This window comes from Henriciella marina (genome assembly GCF_027213945.1).
Classification (GTDB): domain Bacteria; phylum Pseudomonadota; class Alphaproteobacteria; order Caulobacterales; family Hyphomonadaceae; genus Henriciella; species Henriciella marina_A.
Map to the genome: position 1 here is coordinate 555,681 of NZ_JAPWGW010000001.1, position 21,144 is coordinate 576,824.

Here is a 21,144-nt window from a genome sequence, read left to right on the forward strand (position 1 = left end):
CCTATAGAAAACTGAGGTAAGTTTTGACCGATACCCGTTTTGACGTTGTTGGCCTTGGAAACGCGATTGTCGACGTTTTCGCCAGTGTCGAGGATTCCTTTCTGGAGCAGCATGACATCCGCAAGAATGGCATGACGCTGATCGATGAGGAGCGTGCTGATGCGCTCGTCGCTGCCGCACCTGACGGCCCGCAGCTTTCGGGCGGCTCTGGCGCCAACACGATTGTCGGAATTTCAAGCTTCGGTGGGCAAGCTGGCTATATCGGCAAAGTCGCCAGGGACACGCTGGGTGACGTTTTCCGCAAGGACATGAATGACAGCGGTATTCCGTTCGATACGCCAGCGCTTGAGGATGGCCCTGCAACGGCGCGCTGCATCGTCTTCGTTACACCTGATGGCGCGCGCAGCATGAACACCTTCCTCGGTGCGTCGGTTCTCTTCTCTGCGAGCGACGTTAACGAGCAGATGGTGAAAGATGCCGCCATTCTTTATCTTGAAGGCTATCTGTTCGACCAGGAAGACGCCAAGGCCGCGTTCGTCCATGCGTCCGAGCTCGCTCAGGCTGCAGGCCGCAAAGTCGCGCTGACCCTGTCTGACGGCTTCTGCGTAGAGCGTCACCGCGACAGCTTCCTTCACCTCATCAAGAACCATGTCGACCTTGTATTCGCCAATGAGGACGAAGCGCTATCGCTGTATCAGACCGATAATTTCGACGAGGCGGTTGAGCGGATGCAGGCCGATGCGGGCCTCGCCGCCATTACGCGGTCCGAGAAGGGCTCTGTCGTGATCAGTCCGGAAGGCGCAGTCGCCGTCGCCGCCGAGCCAGTTGACAAAGTGGTCGATACGACGGGCGCAGGCGACCAGTACGCTGCAGGTTTTCTATTCGGTGTGAGCCGCGGCCTGCCGCTCGAGACCTGCGCAAAGCTGGGCCATATCGCCGCTGCGGAGGTGATTTCGCACTATGGTCCACGCCCTGAGGTTTCGCTTGCTGAGCTTGCCCGAAAAGCCGGCATCGAGACTTAAAAGCAGTTCGTACTGCGCGCTGATGTGCAGCGCGCAGTACGGCTAATTTTTTCTAAACCTGTTTGAGGCTTAATCGAGCCAACAAGACAAACAGGTGTATAGATGGGCGTGGCAGACAATCTTGAACGAGAGCTGCCTTACCTGCGTCGCTATGCACGGGCCGTTACCGGAAGCAGCCAGCGCGGCGATGCGATCGTCGAAGTCGCCATCGCTTCTCTCATCGCCAAAGAAGATCCGGCGACTGACAGGGTAGGCTTCTTCAGCAATCTCGAAACTGCAATTCGCGAAGCTCTCCCGGCCGCCAAAGCCGGGGCCGAGCCTGACCCGGCCTCTCGCTCACGCCGCGCCCTTCTGCTGACCGCCATGGAAGGGTTTAAAGTCGAGGATACGGCCACCATCCTTGGGTGCCCGGCTGACGAAGTTGGCGAGTTGATGGTGGAAGCCGAGCAAGAGCTTACACGCTCACTTCAGACCAGGGTGTTCATTATGGAAGATGAGCCACTCGTTGCGGCTCACATTTCCCAGATCGTCAGCGAACTTGGCCACGACGTGGTCGGCCAGGCGGTGACGCGAGACCAGGCCGTCGAAAGCTGCCGCACCCTCAAGCCAAATCTGCTCCTTGCCGATGTCCAGCTGGCCGACGGTTCATCAGGGGCCGATGCGGCCGCAATCATTACAGAAGAGCTGGGCATCCCTGTGGTGTTCATAACTGCCTATCCGCAGAAACTTCTGACAGGCCGCGATGGTGAGCCAGCCTATCTGATCGCGAAGCCGTTCCGGCCCGACATGGTGAAAGCGGTGGTAAGTCAGGCGCTGATACAGAGTATGACCGCGCAATAAAAAAAGGCCGGCGAAATCGCCGGCCAGTTTGATGGGTTATGGGTAGGAATGCATTTGCTTTCACGAGCCCTATGCGTGCCTGTAGCGAACCGTTCCCTCCTAAATAGAACCAGCTGCACAAACTTCGCCCGTCGCGCAAATCAGTCTATGGCGTTCACTCATGAAATGGCGTGCGCTCGAAGATGACTGGTGCCCTGTTGCCAGAACGCTTTCTCTCGTCGGGGAGAGATGGACGTTGCTCATCCTGCGTGACTGCCTGCTTGGCGAGACGCGGTTCGAGGCGTTTGCCCGCTCAACTGGCGCGACGCGACACATCATAGCAGACCGGCTGAAACGGCTCGTCGCAGCAGGCCTGCTGGAACAGAAGCCCTATCAGCAGCGGCCCGTTCGCTATGACTACATCCTGACCGAGCGCGGCAGAGAACTCGCGCCCGCTCTGGAGACGTTCCGCGCCTGGGGCCGCACACATTTGCCGATCAGGCGTTCAGCCCGGCCAAACGCTACAGAATGAACTTCGACAGGTCGGTATTGCCCGCGAGATCCGATAGCTGGGCATCGACATAGTCAGCAGTGATCGTGACGGTCTCGCCCTTGCGGTCGTTCGCTGTGAAGCTGATCTCATCCAGAAGCCGCTCCAGCACCGTCTGAAGACGTCGCGCGCCGATATTCTCAACCGTATCGTTCACACGCACGGCTACATCTGCCAGTGCGTCGATGGCCGCGTCTTCGAACTGCAATTCGACACCTTCGGCCTGCATCAGCGCCTGGTGCTGGCGAATGAGCGAGGCTTCAGGCTCGACCAGGATACGGCGCATATCCGCATTGCTCAGCGCCTTCAGCTCAACCCGGATCGGCAGGCGGCCCTGCAGCTCCGGCAGCATGTCGGAGGGCTTTGAGACGTGGAATGCGCCCGAGGCGATAAAGAGGATGTGGTCGGTACGGACCGGGCCCCGCTTGGTCGAGACGGTCGTGCCCTCGATCAGCGGAAGAAGGTCGCGCTGAACACCTTCGCGAGAGACATCTGCGCCGCTTCGATTACTCCCGCCGGCGACCTTGTCGATCTCGTCAAGGAAAACGATGCCATCCGATTCCACGAGGCGGATCGCTTCGCGCGTGACGCTTTCCTCATCGATCAGCTTGTCGGCCTCTTCGTCGATCAGGGGCTTGTAGGCATCGCGAACCGTGGTGCGTACGCGCTTGGTGCGCCCGCCCATGGCCTTGCCAAGCAGATCACCCAGATTGACCATCCCCATGGAGCCGCCAGCACCCGGAATGTCCATCATGGGCATGCCCGTGCCTGTGTCCTGCAGCTCGATATCGATGTCCCGGTCATCGAGTTCACCGTCGCGCAGCTTGCGGCGGAAGACCTCGCGCGTGGAAGACTGCGCATCTTCACCAACAAGGGCGTCGAGGAGACGCTTCTCTGCCGCTTCACGGGCCTGCTCCTCAACCTGTTTGCGGCGCTGGGCTTTGACCATGCCAACAGCCGATTCGACGAGGTCGCGGATGATCTGTTCGACATCGCGCCCGACATAGCCGACCTCGGTGAATTTCGTCGCCTCCACCTTTAGGAAGGGCGCATTGGCGAGCTTGGCGAGACGGCGGGAGACTTCAGTCTTGCCGACACCGGTTGGGCCTATCATCAGGATGTTCTTCGGCGTGATCTCGTCGCGCAGGTCGTCAGGCGCCTGCTTGCGGCGCCAACGATTGCGAAGGGCGAGTGCGACAGCGCGTTTTGCATCGCCCTGCCCGACAATATGGCGGTCCAGTTCGGCGACGATTTCCTTGGGGGTCAAGAGATCCATCAGTCTTTCAGGTCCAGTTTCTCGATCGAGAAGTTCGAATTCGTGTAAACACAGATGTCGGCAGCAATTTCCATGGCCTGACGGCCCAGCTTCTCGGCGTCTGCTTCATAGGGGTAAAGCGCGCGGGCGGCCGACAGCGCATAATTGCCTCCGGAGCCGACAGCCACAACGTTATGTTCTGGCTCCAGCACATCGCCAGCGCCCGTGATGACCAGCGTCGCATCGCGGTCGGCGACGATCAGCAGGGCTTCCAGCTTCTGGAGGTATTTTTCTGTCCGCCAGTCCTTGGCGAGCTCTACTGCAGCGCGCTGCAGCTGGTTCGGAAATCGCTCCAGCTTCTGCTCGAGGCGCTCAAACAGGGTGAAGGCATCGGCAGTTGCGCCAGCAAACCCGGCGAGGATGTCACCGTTGCCGAGACGGCGTACCTTGCGGGCATTGCCCTTCATTACGGTTTGACCCATCGACACCTGGCCATCGCTCAGTATGACGACGTGGTCTTTCGTGCGCACAGCAAGGATAGTCGTCCCGTGCCATAGCGCTGAATTCTGTCTGTCTTGATCAGTCACGCTCGCAGATGTGGCGCGCAGGTCCTGCCTCTGCAAGAGGCATGGCGCTTTCTCAGGCTGCGGCTGGCTGTCTATTGCGGCGAACCATCTCGATGAATTTCTCCAGACCGACCGCCGGACTGAACAGGAAGCCCTGATACTGGTCGCAGCCGCGACGCTTCAGGAATTGCAGCTGGTCGTCGGTTTCCACACCTTCAGCCACGGTTTCCATGCCCAGTGTTTCGGCCATGCCGAGGATCATCTCGACGATGGCCGGGGCCTGTTTGTCGGTGTGCAGGCTGGAGATGAAGGCGCGGTCAATCTTGAAGACGTCGAACGGCAGGCGGCCCAGCATGGCGAGGTTTGAGTGGCCGGTACCGAAGTCATCGATCGCGAGACGCACGCCCATGGATTTGAGCGGTCCGATTACGTCTCGCAGGCGTTCCGGATCCGTCACCGCGACGCTTTCCGTAATCTCCAACTGCAGAAGCCGCGGGAGAAGGCCAGCCGTCGTCATCGCATCAATAAGCATGGTGCCGAGATCATCATTCTCGAACTGGCGCGGTGACACATTCACGGCGATGGAAATGTCAGTATAGCCCATCTCGGCCCATCTGGCTGCGCCCATACAGGCTTTGCGGGCGATCTGCTCGCCGATATCCCCGATCAGGCCGCAGCTTTCGGCCACAGGGATGAAGACACCCGGCGAAACAATGCGGCCGCTATCAAGTTGCCAGCGGGCCAGCGCTTCGGCACCGACAATCCGCCCCGTGGCAAGATCGACCTTGGGCTGGTAAACTGGTGTGAACGCACTTTGCTCAACAGCTGAACGCACTTCCGATTCGAGACGTTTGCGCGCGGCAGTCTGGCGGTCCAGCTTGGGCGAGTAGAACTGCATCTCCGCGCCTTCAGTGCGTTTGGCCTGAACCAGAGCGGTGTAAGCGCGCTTACGGATATCCTGCGGGTTCTGACCGTCTTCCGGAATCATGGCGATGCCAGCGAACGCTGTGAACGTCACCTTCTTGCCGCCGATTGTGTATGGCTCTTTCAGCCGGACCAGGAGCGATTTTGCGATGCGGTTGATCTCATTGCGTGGACCAACCCGGTCGAGAAGGATTCCGAAATCGTCGGAGGCGAGGGCGAAGCCAGGCCAACGTCCATCCGGCAGGCTGTAAGCCGCCTGCTGCTCGCTGAGAAAACTCATGATCCGGCGGGAGATCGCGGACTGGACCTCGAGGACGAAGGCGGTGTCCTGATGGTCGCCCTCAAGCTGCATCGGTTCGGTGTCGATCTGGATAAAGGCCGACGGAAACTCGAACGAAGACCGGGAGATGAATTGTGTCAGCTGGCGCGTCAGCTCAGCGCCGTTTCCGAGGCCCGTACGCTCATCGATATAGGCCGCGCTCACCAGACGTTCATTCTCGCGCTGAAGCTGCTGGATCCGCCTGACCAGCGTCGTGCGTAAGCGGCGGAATTCTGCAAACAGGACAGGTTTTTCGGACTCAGGAAGACCCTGCTTCAGCGATGTGCGTGATACGAGACTTGTGATCTCATTCGATTGCTGGGCAACGAGGTGCGCAAAGAAATTGGCGAAGAAGTAGGCGACTATCGTCACCAGGAGGATCACGCCGACCACGACAGGTAGCGAAAGGACCATCATTCCGGGCAGCGCACGAAGCATGACAAGTTCACCGCGCACATCGCCCGCTGATGCGATTGGATAGCGGCGGCCGTCTTGTAGCACCTCTGGCGTGGCTTCCCCTGCAATCAGATTTCCATCGAGATCAAACGCCGCGGCGCGCCCCGGCGAAAGTCGGTCCAGCACCGCATCGGCATTGGCTTGATTGCCGAAGGCAAGTTCTACATAGATGCCGTCTGCAACTCGTGTGGCGATCCGGTCGGATCTGTCTGAAGCCGCGTGTTCTGCAGACACAAGAAACAGAATAGAGACAGCGCTCGCTGCAATAAGTGCAAGCAAGGCAGCCGCAATCGGCACCGCGTTCGCGAAACTTGTTCGCGACAGAAACCGTTCAAATGCAGACGTCCTATACAGATGCCACCCCCGTGTTCACGCGGTTACTTTCCTGCGCTAGACGGACAATCGGTGATAAACTTTAGAAATCCGTGAACAAATCTGCAGTAGCACTTGACCCGAACACGAACTATCTCAGGCAGCGATGACAAAGACGCGTAAATCCACGATTATCCGCACAACACGCGAGACCGACATTACGGTCACGGTGAATCTTGACGGGACGGGCAAGGCCAAGGTCGAGACCGGCGTCGGCTTTTTTGACCACATGCTCGATTCATTCGCCCGGCACAGCTTCATTGACCTTGAAGTGAAAGCCGAAGGCGACCTGCATATCGATGCGCACCACACGGTCGAGGATACGGGCATTGTGATCGGTCAGGCCATCAAGGATGCGCTGGGCGATTTTGCGGGCATCAACCGTTTTGGCCACGCCTATATTCCGATGGACGAGACGCTGAGCCGCGCTTCGGTGGACCTTTGCAAGCGGCCTTACCTTGTCTGGAAAGTCGATTTCCGGCGCGACAAGATCGGCGACATGGATACCGAACTCTTCAAGGAGTTTTTCCACGCCCTCGCTGGCAATGGCGGCATGTGCCTGCACATCGAAAACCTCTATGGTGAGAACAATCACCACATCGCCGAGAGCTGCTTCAAGGCGGCGGCCCGTGCGCTGCGCATGGCGGTGACGCCTGACGAGCGCCTCGGCGGCAAACCCGCATCGACAAAGGGCAGCCTCTAGGACTGCCCTTTGCGGTATTTCATCTATTTGCGGTAGTCGAGCGGCGGTTCGCGGTCGCCGAGCAGTGACTTGTACTCGTAATCCTCGCCGCGCTTCTCTTCGAACTCTTCCCAGGCCGCTTCGACGAGGTCCGGGTTCTGATAGAGCTCGATAGCCGCCGCTGTCAGCGTCTTCGCCGCAAGCTCTGTGCCTTTTTCGCCGATGGACATGCCGCTCGCAGCGACCGCCTGCCAGCTGTGTGCGGACGTACCGGGCACCCAGGTTGCCGTGCGAAGGCCGACCGTTGGCGCTGCGAAAGAGACATCGCCTACGTCTGTTGAACCATAGCCGAGCGAAACGTCGTAGGGCTGCACCTCTTCCTGAGAGCCAAGCTCATTGCGAGGATCGTCAAAAGTGGAGACGATATTTTCGGCAAACTGCTGTTCTTCAGCGGTGTAGGTGATGCCGCCAAACTCGCGCAGCTTGCCGTCCATCATCTTGGCGAGCGTCTCATTGACGAGGAGCGGGTTGTTGCCGTGGATGACTTCCCAGTCGACTTCCGTGCCAGTGCCCATGGCAGCGCCGCGCGCTGCGTTTTCGAGGCGCGCCCAGATCTGCTCAACGCCTGAAGGGTCTGGATGGCGGACATAATAGAAGACCTCAGCGAAGTCGGGCACCACGTTCGGCGCTTCGCCGCCGGAAGTAATGACGTAATGCATGCGCGCATCCTGCGGGAGGTGCTCATGCATCATATTCGCCATCATGTTCATCGCCTCCACGCCGTCGAGCGCCGAGCGGCCCCGTTCAGGGGCGCCCGCAGCGTGGGCGGATTGTCCGGAAAAACGGAACTTGGCAGAGCGATTGGCGAGCGAAGTGGATGCAGCGGCAGAGTTGCGATCTGACGGATGCCAGTGAAGCGCGATGTCAACATCATCGAAGAGACCGGCGCGGACCATGTAGACCTTGCCGCTGCCGCCCTCTTCTGCTGGCGTACCATAAAGACGGATCGTCCCGGTCACATCTTTGTCTTCCAGCCAGTGACGAATGGCGACCGCGGCTGAGACGGACCCTGCGCCAAAGAGATTATGGCCGCAGGCCTGGCCTGCATGCTTGTTCTCCACGGGCTCACGCACAGCGCTGGCGCTTTGATTGATGCCCGGTAGCGCGTCCATTTCAGCAAGGATTGCGATCACCGGCTCACCGGAGCCGTATTCAGCGATGAAAGCCGTCGGAATGTCCGCGACGCCTGCCTCGATCGTGAAGCCTTCGGCCGCAAGCTGATCCTGGAGGAGCTGCGAAGAGCGGTTTTCCTGATAGCCAACCTCGGCCCAGTCCCAGAGGCTCATCGCGATGTCCGAGATCATCTCCGAACGCTGCTCAACGAGCGAGCTAGCAGTGTCGGTCGATGGGTCGGCAGCGGCAGGCAGGGCCAGCGCGGTCGATGCAATACCAGCGGCCAGAAGGGAAGAGATCAGGCGCATGAAATGGTCTCCAATGTGATTTGATGCGCGACCTTGCTTCACCCATTCACATCAATCAAGCCAAGGCCACTTTTACTTCGGCGCTCGCATCGCTATGAGCGCAGGCGATGACCGAACTCGTTCTCATAGATTATGGCTCCGGCAATCTTCATTCGGCCGAACGCGCCCTGAATGAAGCCGGAAAGGCCTGCCCGGGCAGCGCATCTGTGCGCGTGACCGATGACCCGGACGCTGTGCGCAAGGCGGACCGGATCGTGTTGCCCGGGGTTGGCCATTTCGCAGATTGCGCACGGGGGCTGTTTGCCCGCGAGGGTCTGGTTGAGGCCCTGAACGAAGCTGTCATGCAGCGCGGCGTCCCTTTCCTGGGCATATGTGTCGGCCTCCAATTATTGGCGACGCGCGGGCTGGAAGACGGCGTCACTGCGGGTTTGGACTGGATTGCTGGCGATGTAGACCGGATTGAGCCAGGGCCTGGCCTCAAGATCCCGCATATGGGCTGGAATGGTCTGGAGATACTGCGCCCTCACCCGATCCTGAGTGACCTTGGCGACGATCCGCATGTCTATTTCACCCACTCCTACAGCTTCCGGGCAAAGGATGCGGCGGATGTGCTGGCGCAGACGGATTATGGCACCCCGCTGACGGCCGTGATCGGCCGCGCCAATATGGTCGCTACCCAGTTTCACCCGGAAAAAAGCCAGCGTGTCGGCCTGAAACTTCTCGCAAATTTCCTGCAATGGAGCCCGCAATGACAAAGACTTTCGAGCTCTGGCCTGCCATCGACCTCAAAGATGGTAATTGCGTGCGCCTTCTGCGCGGTGAGATGGATCAGGCGACGACGTTTAATCCTGACCCGGCTGATCAGGCCGCACGGTTCAAGGCGATGGGCTTTGACCGGCTGCATGTCGTTGACCTCAACGGCGCATTTGCGGGCGATAGCGCCAATGGCGACGCGGTTCGCGCGATTCTGTCGGCTGTGGATGTGCCGGTCCAGCTTGGCGGCGGTATTCGCACACTTGCGCAGATCGAAGCCTGGCTCGATGCGGGCCTCAGCCGCGTGATCCTCGGCACGGCAGCGCTGCGGGATCCGGAACTGGTCAAGAAGGCAGCGATAACTTTCGAGAACCAGATCGTCGTCGGCATTGATGCGCGCGATGGCCGTGTCGCTGTCGAAGGCTGGGCCGAAACTTCCGACATGGAAGCGGTTGAGCTGGCTCAGCAGTTTGAAGGCTGCGGCGTGGCCGCGCTGGTGGTGACGGATATTTCGCGCGACGGCATGAAGAGCGGCATCAATGTCGATTTCACCGCGAAGATGGCGAATGCGGTGTCCATCCCGGTCATCGCGTCTGGCGGTCTTGCCAGCGTGAAGGACATTACTGACCTCAAATCGGCTGAAGGCGAACGTGCTGTCGCAGGCACCATCCTTGGCCGCGCGCTCTATGATGGCGACATCGATCCGGCTGAAGCTATTCAGGCCGCGGGTAAGAACTAGATGTTGAAGTCCCGCATCATCCCCTGCCTAGATGTGAAGGACGGGCGCACTGTAAAGGGCGTCAATTTTGTCGATCTGCGCGATGCGGGTGACCCTGTCGCGCTGGCCAAGGCCTATGATGAGGCGGGTGCAGATGAGCTTTGCTTCCTTGATATCTCCGCGAGCCATGAAGGGCGCGGCACAACGCTGGATGTTGTCCGGCGCACGGCAGAACAATGCTTTATGCCGTTGACCGTGGGCGGCGGCGTGCGCAGCGGCGACGATCTTGTTCAGCTGCTACGGTCGGGCGCTGACAAGGTCGCGATCAATTCGGCCGCTGTAGCCAACCCGGCAGTGATTTCAGAATGTGCCGCACGGGCAGGCAGCCAGGCCGTTGTGGTCGCAATTGATGCCCGACAGACCGGCGATCACTGGGAGATCTTCACTCATGGCGGGCGCAAACCGACGGGGATCGACGCGGTCGCGTTTGCGCGCGAGGCCGAAAAGCGCGGCGCGGGCGAAATCCTGCTCACCTCCATGGACCGCGACGGGACCAAGTCCGGCTATGATATTGCGCTGTTGAAAGCGGTCACCTCAGCGGTAAATCTTCCGGTGATTGCTTCGGGCGGCGCCGGGTCTGCAGCTGACCTGCCCCCTGCAATACTCGAAGGCGGGGCAACTGCCGTGCTCGCCGCCTCGATCTTCCACTTTGGCGAAGTCAGCCTCGATGAGGCGCGCAAAGCCCTATCAGACGCCGGTGCGCCGGTGCGTCCCCTCTAATGACGACTGGACAAAACAACATGTCGAAGACCGAACTCGGCTCTGCCAAACGCCTGAACGAGCTCGTCGCCCTGCTTTCCAAGACGGTGGATAGCCGGGTCGGGGGCGATATCGAGAAGAGCTACACGGCGCGGCTCATCAAGTCGGGCCCTATCCGCTGCGGCAAAAAGATTGCCGAGGAGGGCGCAGAAGTGGCACTGGCTATCGCCGCGCAGGGCCGCAAGGAAGTCGCTGCGGAGACTGCTGACCTGCTATTCCACCTGCTGGTAGGCTTGCGGGCGAAAGGCGTGTCACTCGACATGGTCGCCGACGCGCTGGCAGAGCGCAGAGGCGTTTCCGGCCTTGCCGAAAAAGCCGCACGAACCAGAAAAGACTAGCGTTTTCTGAGGAATACGTAGAACGCGCCCTCTCCGCCGTGGCGCGGATGTGCTCCAGCATATCCGGTGATGAGTGCGCGCGCTTCTGGCATTTCGACCCAGCGCAGGAAGTTGTGGCGAAGAACGCCGCCGCCTGCCTTGCCCTTGCCTGTAATTACAATGACAGCGCGGCTGCCGCGTGCCTGTTCGCGGGCGAGGAAGGCCGGGAGGGCGCTCCAGGCCGAAGCCTGTGTGTGACCGTGGAGGTCGAAACGGGCAGAGATGGAAATCTTGCCGCGGCGGACCTGTTTGTCGGTGCTCCGGTCGCGAGGTGCAGCCGGGGTGGCTGGACGGTGCAGTGACGGTGTACTGGCGGTGTTTTCAGAGGGTGTTTTGTCGAGGACCGGCCTTGTGATCGCCGGGGCGCGCGGTCGGGGGACGGCTTTGCTGCCACCCAGCGGGCGCACAGACCGGCGGACCTGTCCCCAGGCTTTCTTTTCATCAGGTCGGAGGGGCCGGTCGCTCATTGGCCCGATTTAGGGGGCCGGAGGGTTCCGGCCAAGGTCAGCATAGGCATCGACGCCCGGAATACGGTCGGCGACCGCGCGTGGCAGGAGTACCCAGAGACGTCCCGGCGCATTCATCGTGCCTGCCCGCTCACCAGCTTCCTTGCCGGTGCCGAAATAGATGTCACCGCGAACCGGGCCGTTCACGGCGCCGCCAGTATCCTGCGCAACGAGCATGCCGGACCAGTCGCCGCCAAGCCCCGGCGCGGTGGTCTGGATGAACATTGGTACGCCCATCGGGTTATGCTCCCGGTCGATCGCGACAGAGCCGAGCGGGGTCAGCGGCACGCCCATCGCGCCCTTGGGCCCTGTCTCACCCTCTTCGGGTTCTTCCAGCGTGAAGAAGATGTAGCGCGGATTAGCGTTCATTGCCTGGCGCACCTGTTCGGGCGTTGCTCGGTCCATCCAGGCGCGGATGCCCTGCATCGAGGCTTCGCCGCGCGAAATCCAGCCGCGATTGAGCAGCCAGTTGGCAGTCGACCCGAATCTTTGGCCGTTATGCGCGGCGTAAACCGCCTTCATCGTCGTGCCGTCCGGAAAGACAAGCTTTCCCGAACCCTGAATCTGGAGGAAGAAGACATCTGCCGGGTGGGCATAGGCCAGTGCTTCGACGCCTGCTTCGGTAATTGCCTTGCGGTCGGGGTATGGCCGGCGCGACCCATCTGGCAGGCGCTGGAAAATGCCGACGCCGCTTTCGCGCTCAAGGTCCTGCGGATAGGCGGGGACGGGTTCGGTGAAAGGCGGCTCTGGCGTGGTGCGCGCTTCGTAGACCGGTTCGAAATAACCGGTGAAGCGGGATTTGCCATCGGGGGCGTTGATCTCTACCGGCCGGAAAAGCGTCTGCATGACTGTGCGAGCGGAAACTTCATCCTCAACCACTTCGAGGGCGGCGCAGGCTGGCAGCCAGTCCATCGTGCTGCCTGCCCAAGGGGCGACAGAGGAAATGGGTGCATCGGCTGCCCCTTCGCGGAACACCCTGCAGCTTTTGCGAAGCGCCATTACGCCCGGATAGAGCGTCGCTTCTTCCCAGCCCGGAAGGCTGGCGAATGCTGCTGGTGCGGGCGGTGCCTTGCGCACGGCATTCGGACTGATTTCCTTTTCAGGCGGTCGTTCATCCGGCTGGCGCGAACGCGGTGTCGGCGCGGGGTGTCCCATGGAGACATCGCGATGCGCGGTCCCGTAGGACCGGCGTTTGCCGTCTTCAGAGTTTGGAGAGCTCGCACAGGATGCGATCAGGCAGGCTGCCAGAATAAGGCCGATAAGTCTCATCATGGCGCAAAGAGTTGCCGGGTTTCGACGAAATCGACAACCTGAAAGTCTCAGCGCGACTGAAGCGCCGCGGGCGTCCTACGGCGTATCGACGTCATCCAGCAGCCAGTTCGGATCATCGGACGATGTGTCGCGCATGAATGTCCATAATTCCTCAGACGTACGCGTCATGTCACCGATACCAAGTTCGGACTGGAAGCGGACCGTGACCCTCGCCGTGCCGCCAGCATCAAGATCGGCTGCATCGATTTCACTCCGCTTGAGGCGAAGCAGTTGAGGCGCTTCGGCGCCGGTTTTCTCTCGCTCTGCGATGGCTGCATCCCAGGCTTCGTAGACGTCGGTATCGAGCCACTGGCCGAGCGTTTCTCGGTCACCTTCTGCAAATGCCTTCACGAGCATTTCATACGCAGAGCGGGCGCCGGAAAGGAATTCCTTCGGATTGAAGCTTGAATCGGCGGAATGAATGGCTTCGAGACCGCTTGCCGCCGGGCCGGTAAAGGCCGGGCGAAGCCCTGCCGGGTTCTCACGCGCCGGGGTGGCAGGCTTGTTTCCCACGGCTGGTTTCTGGTCACGCGCACGCCCTTCGGGTGGACCAGCGTCGCTGCCAAGCGTCGTGTAAAGCCGCCAGCCAACAAAGACAGCGATTGCGGTGAGGAGCAGTAATTCGATCATCGAAGAGGACATCTCGTCTCCGTGGAGGGGGTCTGTACGGACTCATATAGTCACGTTTTGACCTATGCCACCCGTTGTTGCTCAAGCAGGGGTCGCATGATAGGCGCAAAACCCAGTTTTCGAGAGGATTTCGCCGTAATGTCAGATACGACAGACACCGCTGCACAGCCACAACAACCGACTGGCCCGAGCCTTCGCGTCCTGAACCAGTACATCAAGGACCTGTCGTTCGAAAATCCGGGCGCGCGTCTGAATGAGCAGCCAAATGTCGATCTCGGTATCGATGTGCAGGCGAACACGCAGAACCGCGAAGAAGGTATCTTCGAAGTTGTCCTCAAGCTGAACGCGCGCGCTGGCACCAAGGAAACAGCGCTTTTCCTCGTCGAGCTTGAATATGCTGGCCTGTTCCAGCTGCAAGGCGCGTCGCAGGCCGATGCAGAAGCCATGCTGCTCATCGAGTGCCCGCGTCTTCTCTTCCCGTTTGCGCGTCGCCTGGTTGCCGACCTGACCCAGGAAGGTGGCTTCCCGCCGCTGCGGATTGACCCAGTCGACTTCACCGCACTTTACCGTCAGCAGCGTGCCCGCATGCAACAAGGCGCGAATGGCGCTCCTGCGCAGGCCGCACCTGTTGACAATGGTATTGCTGCCCCGGCCGGTGAGCCAGAAAACAAAGAAACCGAAAACTGATCTTGTAAGATCCGGATTTCTGGGCTGCGCCGCCTAGTTCAGGTAACGCGCCCAGATAGGATTATCGCCCAGCGTCGCCACAAAGGCGGCGTGGGCTTCCTGCTCTGCGCCCGTGATAGGTGAAGCAAGCGGCTCTGGGCGAACCAGCGCGCGGCGGAAGTTCGCTTCGCCGTCACTTTCATCCCGGTTCGAGAAGTCAAACGCACGGGCGCGTCCCCCGCGTAGCTCCAGATAGACTTCGGCGAGGAGCTGGCTGTCCAGGAGAGCGCCGTGGAGCGTCCGTGCCTCAAGGCCAATGCTGTAACGCTTGCAGAGCGCATCCAGAGAAGCTGGCGCACCAGGGTGCCGCTTCTTCGCTATATCCAGCGTGTCGACCCAGCGCTCTAGCGGGACTTCTGCGCGGCCACAGCGCTGGAGTTCTGCATTCAGGAAGCCCCGGTCAAACGCAGCATTGTGTGCGACCAGCGTCGAGTCGCCGACAAATTCCAGGAATGCATCAACAATACGCGGGTCTTCGAAGAAAGGTTTGTCGACCAGCATCTCATCCGTGATGCCAGTGATTTCCACGGTCTTTGCCGACACGGACCGACGCGGATTGATACGCTCGTGAAAGATGCGGCCCGTGGCGACATGATTGATGAGTTCGACGGCGCCAAGCTCAATGATCCGGTCTTCACCTGACCAGTCGAGACCGGTGGTTTCAGTATCGAACGCAATCTCTCGAAGCGGCTGGCTCATCTCTCTTCCCTGTCCATTTTGGTCAGCAAGTGGATGATCGCGTTTACATGGGTTCGGGCAAAATCGAAACCGAACGCTGTAGAAATGATGAAGTCCGCCCGGGCGCGTTTTTCCGCATCCGGGACTTGTTTGGCGACAATCTTTTCGAAGTCTGATTCAGACATTTCATTTCGCGCCATCACCCGTTCGCGCTGCACCTCTGGCGGTGCAGAGACCACAGCGATATAGTCACAACGTTTGTCGCCGCCCGTTTCATAGAGGAGCGGAATATCGAGGACTGCGAGCCCTGCCCCTGATTTCAGCGCCGATGTGCGAAACTCAATCTGGGTCTGGCCAACCAGTGGATGGACGATGGCCTCCAGGTCCTTCATCGCATCGGGGTCTTCCATCACGATGTCACGAAGGCGCTGGCGGCTGACTGCGCCATCGACAATCACGCCCGGAAAACGCTCACCGAGCGGTTCCACTGCAAGGCCACCCTGTTCGTAAATGGAGTGAACAGCCGCGTCCGCATCATAGACCGGGACGCCGCCATCGGCGAACATCGCTGCGGTGGCGCTTTTCCCCATTCCGATGGATCCAGTAAGTCCGAGGATGATCATACATTCTGCTCCAGCGATGTTCGGCAGGCCGTCAGAGCGATTTCGATGTCCGGGCGTACGCCGTCGAACCAGATCGAGAAACTTTCAGCCGCCTGGCCGACCAGCATGCCGAGGCCGTCTTCAGTTTGCCAGCCTTGCGCCTTGGCGTGGGCAAGCTGCGCCTCTGCCGGGGTGCCATAGCTCATATCGTAAAATAGCCGGCCCTCGCCATCCGGGAGTGGAATATGGGCGCCGCCATGTCCGGCGCTGGTCGTGTTGATAATAAGATCGGCGTGGTCAGCATGCTCTTGCAAAGTGCCCAAAGGCCCGGAAACATGGGCGCGCGAACAGCATTCGGTGATGATCTGTTCGGCTTTTTCAACTGTGCGATTGAGCAAGATTATCTTGGCCCCGGCCCTGTCCAGCGCAAAGAGACCGGCGCGGGCGGCGCCGCCTGCACCCAGCATGAGCACCGTCTTGTCTGAAAAATCAGAGAGGCCGATCCGGGCAAGTGCCGTGAGAAGACCCGGTGCGTCTGTATTATCGGCGCGCCACCCGCCGCGAGGCAGTCTGGAAAGTGTGTTCGCCGCTCCGATAGCTTCTACTGCGTCGGAGGTTTCAGTGACTTTGGCAAGAACGGCCTGCTTGTGCGGCAGGGTGACGTTGAGGCCCTGAAATTCCTGCTGTTCAAAGTCATCGAGCGCGGCAGCGGTTTCACCCGCGGGAACGCGGATTGATTCATAGGAAGCTTCCAGCCGCAGCGCGTCGATCCACGTCATGTGGATAAGCGGTGATAGGGAGTGACCGACCGGGTCCCCAATAACGGCGAGGCGTTTCATGACTGCAGCACACCGCGGGTACGAAGGTAATCGAGGAGCGGCAGAAGCGGCAGGCCGAGGATGGTAAAATAGTCGCCCTCGATCCGCGTGAAGAGCTGCGCGCCTAGGTCTTCCAGCATGTAAGCGCCAACGGTTTTCAGAAGGCCCTCACCGCTCGCCTCCAGATAGGCAGCGATAAAGTCTTCGCTCAGCGGACGGACTGTCAGCTTTGGCGCTGAAAGATGTCGCCAGACAGGCTCGCCATTCTCGGCAATGACAATCGCCGTTTCCAGTCGATGCGTCTTGCCAGAAAATTTGCGGAGATGATTGCCGGCATCCGCCATATCCTTCGGCTTGTCGATCGGCTCCCCGTCGAGGTTCAGCATCTGATCTCCGCCAATGACGAGGCCTGGCATGCGCTGGGAGACCTTGATCGCTTTCAGCTCAGCAAGTTGCATCGCCTGGTCGGCAACGCGCATGCCTTTAACGCGGAAGGCGGCCTTCGCCGCGTCCTCATCGACGTTGGGACGCACAGCTTCGGCTGCCACGCCGGCATTGGCCAGCAAACGCCGGCGGCTTTCGCTACCGGATGCGAGGATAACGGATTGCGCGCTCATTCCTGCTGGTGCCTCTGATTGAGCTTGTTGAGGATGGCGGCAGCGGTTTCTTCAACACTGCGGCGGGACACATCAATAACGGCCCATTTGCGGCGCTGGAAGAGGCGGCTTGCCTCAGTCACCTCAGCGCGTACGGCTTCCTCGTCGGTATAGTCGGTGATCGAGTTTTCATTGAGCGCCATAAGACGCTGGCTACGGATCTGGACAAGGCGTTCGACACCGATCTTGAGGCCAATGACCATCGGGCCATTTACGGGGTCAATCTCGTCGAGAACTGGCGGCATCGGCATACCTGGCACAAGCGGAATGTTACCTGCCTTCACGCCGCGGTTTGCAAGATACACGCAGGTTGGCGTCTTTGATGTGCGGCTGACACCCAGCAGGATCACATCAGCGGCAAGAAGCCCCTGCAGGTTCTGGCCATCATCATGGGCCAGCGCAAAGTTGATCGCTTCGATCCGCTCGAAATACTCGGCGTTTAGCGCGTGCTGGCCGGCCACGCGATCACTGGCGGTCACGCCAAGGTGGCGGCTCAGCATGTGGATGGACGGGTCGAGCACGGCGAGCGTCGGGATATGACGTGCGCGGCAGAATTGTTCGAGCTTGAGGCGCAAATCCTCATCGGAAATGGTAAACCAGACCACACCGGGGGCAGACTCGATCTCCCGCATCACGCGTTCAAGCTGGCGCTCCGAGCGCACCAAGTAATAATTGTGCTCAAGCGGAGTGACGTTTTCGAACTGCGCGGCCGCTGCGCGCATGACTGCGTTCAATGTCTCACCCGTCGAATCCGATACGAGATGGACATTGAAGAATATACTCGGGCGCATTGCGGCTCCGCTGGTTGGTGGACGGCCGGACCCTGCCGCGTCTTGAAGGAATCGACAACCCCTGTGGAGTGGCTGTGGATAGAGATTCCAGCCCTCGGGCTTTCACCACAATTCCACATTCTGCAAACGCCCACAGGGTGGATTCACGGGCTGTTCTTTCGGCGTGAATGAACCAAATGGTTAACAGTAAATTAACGGCGATTCCAAAAGGTTGACGAATGGTTAACGCGAACCCCTCCTATGGACAGGCTGTGGAATTACTGGTGACAAAGCCGCCTGGGACTGATTGTCCACCTTATCCAGCGCTTAGTAATGATAAGAGCGCATTTTCATGCTGAAGGAAGAAGAGGACCAGATGGCCCCCGTCCCGGAAAAACCGCTACTGAGCGTACTGAATGGCAAGCGCTGCGACCCTGTCCCCCTCTGGATGATGAGACAGGCTGGCAGGCACCTGCCTGAATATATGGAGCTGCGAGGACGGGCGAAGAACTTCCTGGATTTCTGCTACACGCCTTCGCTGGCTGTGGAAGCGACCCTTCAGCCGATTGAGCGCTATGGCATGGACGGCGCGATCCTGTTCGCAGACATCCTGCTGATCCTCGATGCTCTCGGTAGAGGTGTACGGTTCGAGAAAGGTGTCGGCCCGATCGTGGAAGCGGTGGAAACCGGCGGCAGGCTGAATGAAGTCCCGGTTCAGACGGTCGTTGAGCGGCTGTCTCCTGTCTATGAGACCGTCTCTCGCGTGAAGTCTCGACTTCCGGCTGAAACGACGCTCATCGGCTTCGCAGGCGCACCCTGGACGGTGGCGCTCTATGCGATTGAAGGACGTGGCGGGACGGACAAGTCCACTGCGCGCCTCTGGGCGCATCAGTATCCGGCTGAGCTGGATCTCCTGCTGGATGATCTGGTTGAAGCGACAGCCCACTATATGGCCGCGCAGGCAGAAGCTGGCGCTGAAGCCCTCATGATGTTCGACTCGTGGGCTGAAGGACTTCCGAACGACATTTTCGAGCAGATTATCATTCGTCCGAACCAGAAGCTGGTGAAGCGTCTGCGCGAGCTTGGCGTGACGGTGCCGCTTATCGGCTTTCCACGCGGGGCTGGCGTCCAGCTTCCGGCATTTGCAGAGCAGACGGGTGTGAGTGCTGTCGGTCTCGATACGGCGGCCCTGCCCTCATTTGTGAACCGCGAGCTGCCGGCCGGCATGCCGGTTCAGGGTCATCTCGATCCGCTTCTTCTGATGACGGGCGGGGATGCCATGGAGCGCCGGATCATTGAACTGCTCGAGGCGTATAAGGACCGCCCGCATATTTTCAATCTGGGGCACGGCGTGCTGCCGCAGACACCAATCCCGCATGTTGAGCGCGCAGTGCGCACCGTTCGGGAATGGAAAGCTAGTTAGACAGTATACGGATCAAAAATGCTTTATCTCTGGGTCAAGGCTTTTCACCTCATCTTCGTCATCGCCTGGATGGCAGGGCTGCTAATCCTGCCACGATACAAGCTGCATCAGCTGACGTCGAAGCCTGGTGAGCCTCTGTTCGATACCATGAAGTCCGCATCGGCAAAGCTGCGCAAGATTATCCTGACGCCTAGTATCATCCTTGTCTGGGTGCTGGGGCTCAGCCTCATCGTCATCAATCCAGCAATCATGTCGGGCGGATGGCTTCATGCGAAGATCTTGCTTGTCATCCTGCTATCGGGCTTGCACGGCTATTTCGTTGCGATGGGCAAGAAGATTGATCGCGGCGAGGATGTGCCGGCAAAACGGTTGAAGATGCTGAACGAGGTTCCGTTCATTCTTCTCATCATCATCGTCATCCTGGTGATCGTCAAACCGTTCTGAAGTGCGGGAATTCTCTTGACCTGCGGGGAAATTTGATCACATAAGCGGCCGTAAGAGGCCGCCTTTCCTGGCAGGCCGTGCTTTCCCAAGTCAATCTATCGGTCGCGCATCCTTCCCTTGCGCACCTTCCATACCCAGAAGATTTCATGTCAGACACCGAAACGCCCCTCGACCCGCAAGCGGTTTCCGATTCAGAAGCGCCGAGCCATGTCTATCTGCGCGACCTGAAGGCCAAGACCCCGGTCCAACTGCTCGCCTATGCAGAAAGTTTGGAAGTCGAAAACGCGTCGTCACTGCGGACACAGGACATGCTGTTCGCAATCCTTCGTGAGCTGGCTGAGCGTGACATCGTCATTATCGGCCAGGGTGTGTTGGAAGTTCTGGTCGATGGCTTCGGCTTCCTCCGTTCACCTGAATCGAACTATCTGCCCGGCCCGGACGACATCTATGTCAGCCCGAAAGTTATTAAACAGGCAGGTTTGAAAACGGGTGATACGGTTGACGGCCCGATCACCGAACCGGGTGAAGGCGAGCGTTACTTCGCGCTCAACAGCGTTAACTCGATCAACTTCGAGGAGCCTGAGAAGGCGCGCCAGAAAGTCCACTTTGATAACCTGGTCCCGCTCTATCCTGAAGAACGTCTTCACATGGAGAGCCAGGATCCGACTAAGAAAGACCGTTCTGGCCGGGTCATCGATATCGTCTCACCAATCGGTAAGGGCCAGCGCGCGCTGATCGTTGCGCCGCCTCGGACTGGTAAGACGGTCCTTCTGCAGAACATCGCAGCATCGATCGAGGAAAATCATCCCGAGTGCTATCTGATCGTTCTTCTGATCGATGAGCGTCCGGAAGAAGTGACCGATATGAAGCGCTCGGTGAAGGGCGAAGTTATTTCCTCGACCTTCGATGAGCCTGCAACACGTCACGTGGCGGTTGCTGAAATGGTTATCGAAAAAGCAAAACGCCTCGCCGAACATGGCCGCGATGTCGTGATCCTGCTGGATTCGATTACGCGCCTTGGCCGGGCCTACAACACAACCGTTCCAAGCTCTGGCAAGGTGCTGACCGGTGGTGTTGATGCGAACGCCCTTCAGCGTCCGAAACGCTTCTTCGGTGCGGCGCGGAACATCGAAGGTGGCGGGTCGCTGACCATTATCGCGACGGCGCTGATCGATACGGGCTCGCGCATGGACGAAGTTATCTTCGAAGAGTTCAAAGGCACGGGCAACTCAGAAGTCGTGCTTGATCGCAAGATCGCAGACAAGCGGACCTTCCCTGCCATCGACATCATGAAGTCCGGTACGCGTAAGGAAGAACTTATTACGCCGAAAGAGCAGCTTCAGAAGATCTACATCCTTCGCCGCATTCTCAACCCGATGGGCACGTCCGATGCGGTCGACTTCCTGCTCGACAAGTTGCGTCAGACGAAGACGAACGACGAGTTCTTTGAGGCTATGAAGAACTAGG

At 59.5% G+C, this 21,144-nt stretch carries 24 protein-coding genes; 12 read left to right on the top strand and 12 right to left on the bottom strand.

What is annotated here, in order from left to right; all coding sequences use genetic code 11:
- Positions 1 to 23 precede the first annotated feature (23 nt).
- The 3 genes from O4G74_RS02805 (at position 24) to O4G74_RS02815 (ending at position 2,373) form a co-directional block, all read left to right on the top strand.
- A complete protein-coding gene (locus O4G74_RS02805; RefSeq protein WP_269401143.1) occupies positions 24 to 1,022 on the top strand; it encodes an adenosine kinase in 999 nt (332 codons plus the stop codon).
- Positions 1,023 to 1,130: 108 nt separating this feature from the next.
- On the top strand, positions 1,131 to 1,862 hold the full coding sequence (locus O4G74_RS02810; protein ID WP_269401144.1) for a PhyR family response regulator anti-anti-sigma factor: 732 nt from the start codon (positions 1,131 to 1,133) through the stop codon (positions 1,860 to 1,862).
- A 160-nt stretch (positions 1,863 to 2,022) separates the two neighbouring features.
- Positions 2,023 to 2,373 (top strand): winged helix-turn-helix transcriptional regulator, encoded by a 351-nt coding sequence (locus O4G74_RS02815; protein WP_269401145.1) that lies wholly within the window; start codon positions 2,023 to 2,025, stop codon positions 2,371 to 2,373.
- On the opposite strand, the gene hslU is transcribed toward O4G74_RS02815, so the two are convergent.
- From hslU to O4G74_RS02830, 3 genes are read right to left on the bottom strand one after another with little or no spacing between them, the layout of a single operon-like run.
- Complete coding sequence (gene hslU, locus O4G74_RS02820; RefSeq protein WP_269401146.1) at positions 2,363 to 3,667, bottom strand: ATP-dependent protease ATPase subunit HslU; 1,305 nt, start codon at positions 3,665 to 3,667, stop codon at positions 2,363 to 2,365. The genes O4G74_RS02815 and hslU overlap by 11 nt on opposite strands.
- Positions 3,667 to 4,233 (bottom strand): ATP-dependent protease subunit HslV, encoded by a 567-nt coding sequence (gene hslV / locus O4G74_RS02825; RefSeq protein ID WP_269401147.1) that lies wholly within the window; start codon positions 4,231 to 4,233, stop codon positions 3,667 to 3,669. The genes hslU and hslV overlap by 1 nt, the downstream gene beginning before the upstream one ends.
- A gap of 52 nt (positions 4,234 to 4,285) precedes the next feature.
- On the bottom strand, positions 4,286 to 6,190 hold the full coding sequence (locus O4G74_RS02830; RefSeq protein ID WP_269401148.1) for a putative bifunctional diguanylate cyclase/phosphodiesterase: 1,905 nt from the start codon (positions 6,188 to 6,190) through the stop codon (positions 4,286 to 4,288).
- Positions 6,191 to 6,389: 199 nt separating this feature from the next.
- Here O4G74_RS02830 and hisB point away from each other — a divergent pair, with 199 nt between their 5' ends.
- Positions 6,390 to 6,986 carry an imidazoleglycerol-phosphate dehydratase HisB gene (gene hisB / locus O4G74_RS02835; RefSeq protein WP_269401149.1) on the top strand — a complete coding sequence of 199 codons (597 nt, stop codon included), beginning with the start codon at positions 6,390 to 6,392 and terminating at the stop codon, positions 6,984 to 6,986.
- A 23-nt stretch (positions 6,987 to 7,009) separates the two neighbouring features.
- On the opposite strand, the gene O4G74_RS02840 is transcribed toward hisB, so the two are convergent.
- Entirely contained in the window at positions 7,010 to 8,446 is a 1,437-nt protein-coding gene (locus O4G74_RS02840) for an amidohydrolase (RefSeq protein ID WP_269401150.1), read from the bottom strand.
- A gap of 107 nt (positions 8,447 to 8,553) precedes the next feature.
- Between O4G74_RS02840 and hisH the strand changes: the two genes are divergently transcribed.
- Genes hisH through hisE form a run of 4 tightly spaced genes read left to right on the top strand, consistent with a single transcriptional unit; the run spans position 8,554 to position 11,074 of the window.
- The gene (hisH, locus tag O4G74_RS02845; RefSeq protein ID WP_269401151.1) at positions 8,554 to 9,198 is read left to right on the top strand and encodes an imidazole glycerol phosphate synthase subunit HisH; all 645 of its coding nucleotides are present in this window, start codon (positions 8,554 to 8,556) and stop codon (positions 9,196 to 9,198) included.
- A complete protein-coding gene (gene hisA / locus O4G74_RS02850; RefSeq protein WP_269401152.1) occupies positions 9,195 to 9,938 on the top strand; it encodes a 1-(5-phosphoribosyl)-5-[(5-phosphoribosylamino)methylideneamino]imidazole-4-carboxamide isomerase in 744 nt (247 codons plus the stop codon). Before hisH ends, hisA begins: the two co-directional genes overlap by 4 nt.
- The gene (gene hisF / locus O4G74_RS02855; RefSeq protein ID WP_269401153.1) at positions 9,939 to 10,697 is read left to right on the top strand and encodes an imidazole glycerol phosphate synthase subunit HisF; all 759 of its coding nucleotides are present in this window, start codon (positions 9,939 to 9,941) and stop codon (positions 10,695 to 10,697) included.
- A gap of 20 nt (positions 10,698 to 10,717) precedes the next feature.
- Positions 10,718 to 11,074 (top strand): phosphoribosyl-ATP diphosphatase, encoded by a 357-nt coding sequence (gene hisE, locus O4G74_RS02860; protein WP_269401154.1) that lies wholly within the window; start codon positions 10,718 to 10,720, stop codon positions 11,072 to 11,074.
- Here hisE and O4G74_RS02865 read toward each other — a convergent pair.
- From O4G74_RS02865 to O4G74_RS02875, 3 genes are all read right to left on the bottom strand, one after another.
- Positions 11,071 to 11,580: a Smr/MutS family protein gene (locus tag O4G74_RS02865; protein ID WP_269401155.1), complete on the bottom strand. Its 510-nt coding sequence runs from the start codon at positions 11,578 to 11,580 to the stop codon at positions 11,071 to 11,073. The genes hisE and O4G74_RS02865 overlap by 4 nt on opposite strands.
- A gap of 9 nt (positions 11,581 to 11,589) precedes the next feature.
- On the bottom strand, positions 11,590 to 12,891 hold the full coding sequence (locus O4G74_RS02870) for a murein transglycosylase A (RefSeq protein ID WP_269401156.1): 1,302 nt from the start codon (positions 12,889 to 12,891) through the stop codon (positions 11,590 to 11,592).
- A gap of 75 nt (positions 12,892 to 12,966) precedes the next feature.
- Positions 12,967 to 13,572 (bottom strand): Tim44/TimA family putative adaptor protein, encoded by a 606-nt coding sequence (locus O4G74_RS02875; protein ID WP_269401157.1) that lies wholly within the window; start codon positions 13,570 to 13,572, stop codon positions 12,967 to 12,969.
- 126 nt (positions 13,573 to 13,698) lie between these two features.
- On the opposite strand from O4G74_RS02875, the gene secB reads away from it, so the two are divergent.
- Positions 13,699 to 14,247, top strand: a complete 549-nt coding sequence (gene secB, locus O4G74_RS02880) for a protein-export chaperone SecB (RefSeq protein WP_269401158.1) — start codon at positions 13,699 to 13,701, stop codon at positions 14,245 to 14,247.
- A gap of 33 nt (positions 14,248 to 14,280) precedes the next feature.
- On the opposite strand, the gene dnaQ is transcribed toward secB, so the two are convergent.
- Genes dnaQ through O4G74_RS02905 form a run of 5 tightly spaced genes read right to left on the bottom strand, consistent with a single transcriptional unit; the run spans position 14,281 to position 17,831 of the window.
- Positions 14,281 to 14,985, bottom strand: a complete 705-nt coding sequence (dnaQ, locus tag O4G74_RS02885; RefSeq protein WP_269401159.1) for a DNA polymerase III subunit epsilon — start codon at positions 14,983 to 14,985, stop codon at positions 14,281 to 14,283.
- Entirely contained in the window at positions 14,982 to 15,587 is a 606-nt protein-coding gene (gene coaE / locus O4G74_RS02890; protein WP_269401160.1) for a dephospho-CoA kinase, read from the bottom strand. The genes dnaQ and coaE overlap by 4 nt, the downstream gene beginning before the upstream one ends.
- On the bottom strand, positions 15,584 to 16,405 hold the full coding sequence (aroE, locus tag O4G74_RS02895; RefSeq protein ID WP_269401161.1) for a shikimate dehydrogenase: 822 nt from the start codon (positions 16,403 to 16,405) through the stop codon (positions 15,584 to 15,586). The genes coaE and aroE overlap by 4 nt, the downstream gene beginning before the upstream one ends.
- On the bottom strand, positions 16,402 to 17,001 hold the full coding sequence (locus tag O4G74_RS02900) for a Maf family protein (RefSeq protein WP_269401162.1): 600 nt from the start codon (positions 16,999 to 17,001) through the stop codon (positions 16,402 to 16,404). The genes aroE and O4G74_RS02900 overlap by 4 nt, the downstream gene beginning before the upstream one ends.
- Complete coding sequence (locus tag O4G74_RS02905; protein WP_269401163.1) at positions 16,998 to 17,831, bottom strand: pyruvate, water dikinase regulatory protein; 834 nt, start codon at positions 17,829 to 17,831, stop codon at positions 16,998 to 17,000. Before O4G74_RS02905 ends, O4G74_RS02900 begins: the two co-directional genes overlap by 4 nt.
- A 331-nt stretch (positions 17,832 to 18,162) precedes the next feature.
- On the opposite strand from O4G74_RS02905, the gene hemE reads away from it, so the two are divergent.
- From hemE to rho, 3 genes are all read left to right on the top strand, one after another.
- Positions 18,163 to 19,233, top strand: a complete 1,071-nt coding sequence (gene hemE, locus O4G74_RS02910; protein ID WP_269401164.1) for a uroporphyrinogen decarboxylase — start codon at positions 18,163 to 18,165, stop codon at positions 19,231 to 19,233.
- A gap of 18 nt (positions 19,234 to 19,251) precedes the next feature.
- Positions 19,252 to 19,677, top strand: a complete 426-nt coding sequence (locus O4G74_RS02915) for a CopD family protein (RefSeq protein ID WP_269401165.1) — start codon at positions 19,252 to 19,254, stop codon at positions 19,675 to 19,677.
- Between the two features lie 146 nt (positions 19,678 to 19,823).
- Positions 19,824 to 21,143 carry a transcription termination factor Rho gene (rho, locus tag O4G74_RS02920; protein ID WP_269401166.1) on the top strand — a complete coding sequence of 440 codons (1,320 nt, stop codon included), beginning with the start codon at positions 19,824 to 19,826 and terminating at the stop codon, positions 21,141 to 21,143.
- Position 21,144 lies beyond the last annotated feature (1 nt).

What these genes read in the sequence shown, in the direction of transcription:
- hisE (WP_269401154.1), top strand. Translation starts at nt 10,718, where the DNA reads ATGTCGAAGACCGAACTCGGCTCTGCCAAACGCCTGAACGAGCTCGTC.
- O4G74_RS02905 (WP_269401163.1), bottom strand. Translation starts at nt 17,831, where the DNA reads ATGCGCCCGAGTATATTCTTCAATGTCCATCTCGTATCGGATTCGACG.
- O4G74_RS02875 (WP_269401157.1), bottom strand. Translation starts at nt 13,572, where the DNA reads ATGTCCTCTTCGATGATCGAATTACTGCTCCTCACCGCAATCGCTGTC.
- O4G74_RS02865 (WP_269401155.1), bottom strand. Translation starts at nt 11,580, where the DNA reads ATGAGCGACCGGCCCCTCCGACCTGATGAAAAGAAAGCCTGGGGACAG.
- O4G74_RS02915 (WP_269401165.1), top strand. Translation starts at nt 19,252, where the DNA reads ATGCTTTATCTCTGGGTCAAGGCTTTTCACCTCATCTTCGTCATCGCC.
- secB (WP_269401158.1), top strand. Translation starts at nt 13,699, where the DNA reads ATGTCAGATACGACAGACACCGCTGCACAGCCACAACAACCGACTGGC.
- aroE (WP_269401161.1), bottom strand. Translation starts at nt 16,405, where the DNA reads ATGAAACGCCTCGCCGTTATTGGGGACCCGGTCGGTCACTCCCTATCA.
- O4G74_RS02815 (WP_269401145.1), top strand. Translation starts at nt 2,023, where the DNA reads ATGAAATGGCGTGCGCTCGAAGATGACTGGTGCCCTGTTGCCAGAACG.
- O4G74_RS02900 (WP_269401162.1), bottom strand. Translation starts at nt 17,001, where the DNA reads ATGAGCGCGCAATCCGTTATCCTCGCATCCGGTAGCGAAAGCCGCCGG.
- hisF (WP_269401153.1), top strand. Translation starts at nt 9,939, where the DNA reads ATGTTGAAGTCCCGCATCATCCCCTGCCTAGATGTGAAGGACGGGCGC.
- hisB (WP_269401149.1), top strand. Translation starts at nt 6,390, where the DNA reads ATGACAAAGACGCGTAAATCCACGATTATCCGCACAACACGCGAGACC.
- hslU (WP_269401146.1), bottom strand. Translation starts at nt 3,667, where the DNA reads ATGGATCTCTTGACCCCCAAGGAAATCGTCGCCGAACTGGACCGCCAT.
- O4G74_RS02840 (WP_269401150.1), bottom strand. Translation starts at nt 8,446, where the DNA reads ATGCGCCTGATCTCTTCCCTTCTGGCCGCTGGTATTGCATCGACCGCG.
- hemE (WP_269401164.1), top strand. Translation starts at nt 18,163, where the DNA reads ATGCTGAAGGAAGAAGAGGACCAGATGGCCCCCGTCCCGGAAAAACCG.
- dnaQ (WP_269401159.1), bottom strand. Translation starts at nt 14,985, where the DNA reads ATGAGCCAGCCGCTTCGAGAGATTGCGTTCGATACTGAAACCACCGGT.
- coaE (WP_269401160.1), bottom strand. Translation starts at nt 15,587, where the DNA reads ATGATCATCCTCGGACTTACTGGATCCATCGGAATGGGGAAAAGCGCC.
- rho (WP_269401166.1), top strand. Translation starts at nt 19,824, where the DNA reads ATGTCAGACACCGAAACGCCCCTCGACCCGCAAGCGGTTTCCGATTCA.
- O4G74_RS02870 (WP_269401156.1), bottom strand. Translation starts at nt 12,891, where the DNA reads ATGATGAGACTTATCGGCCTTATTCTGGCAGCCTGCCTGATCGCATCC.
- hisH (WP_269401151.1), top strand. Translation starts at nt 8,554, where the DNA reads ATGACCGAACTCGTTCTCATAGATTATGGCTCCGGCAATCTTCATTCG.
- hisA (WP_269401152.1), top strand. Translation starts at nt 9,195, where the DNA reads ATGACAAAGACTTTCGAGCTCTGGCCTGCCATCGACCTCAAAGATGGT.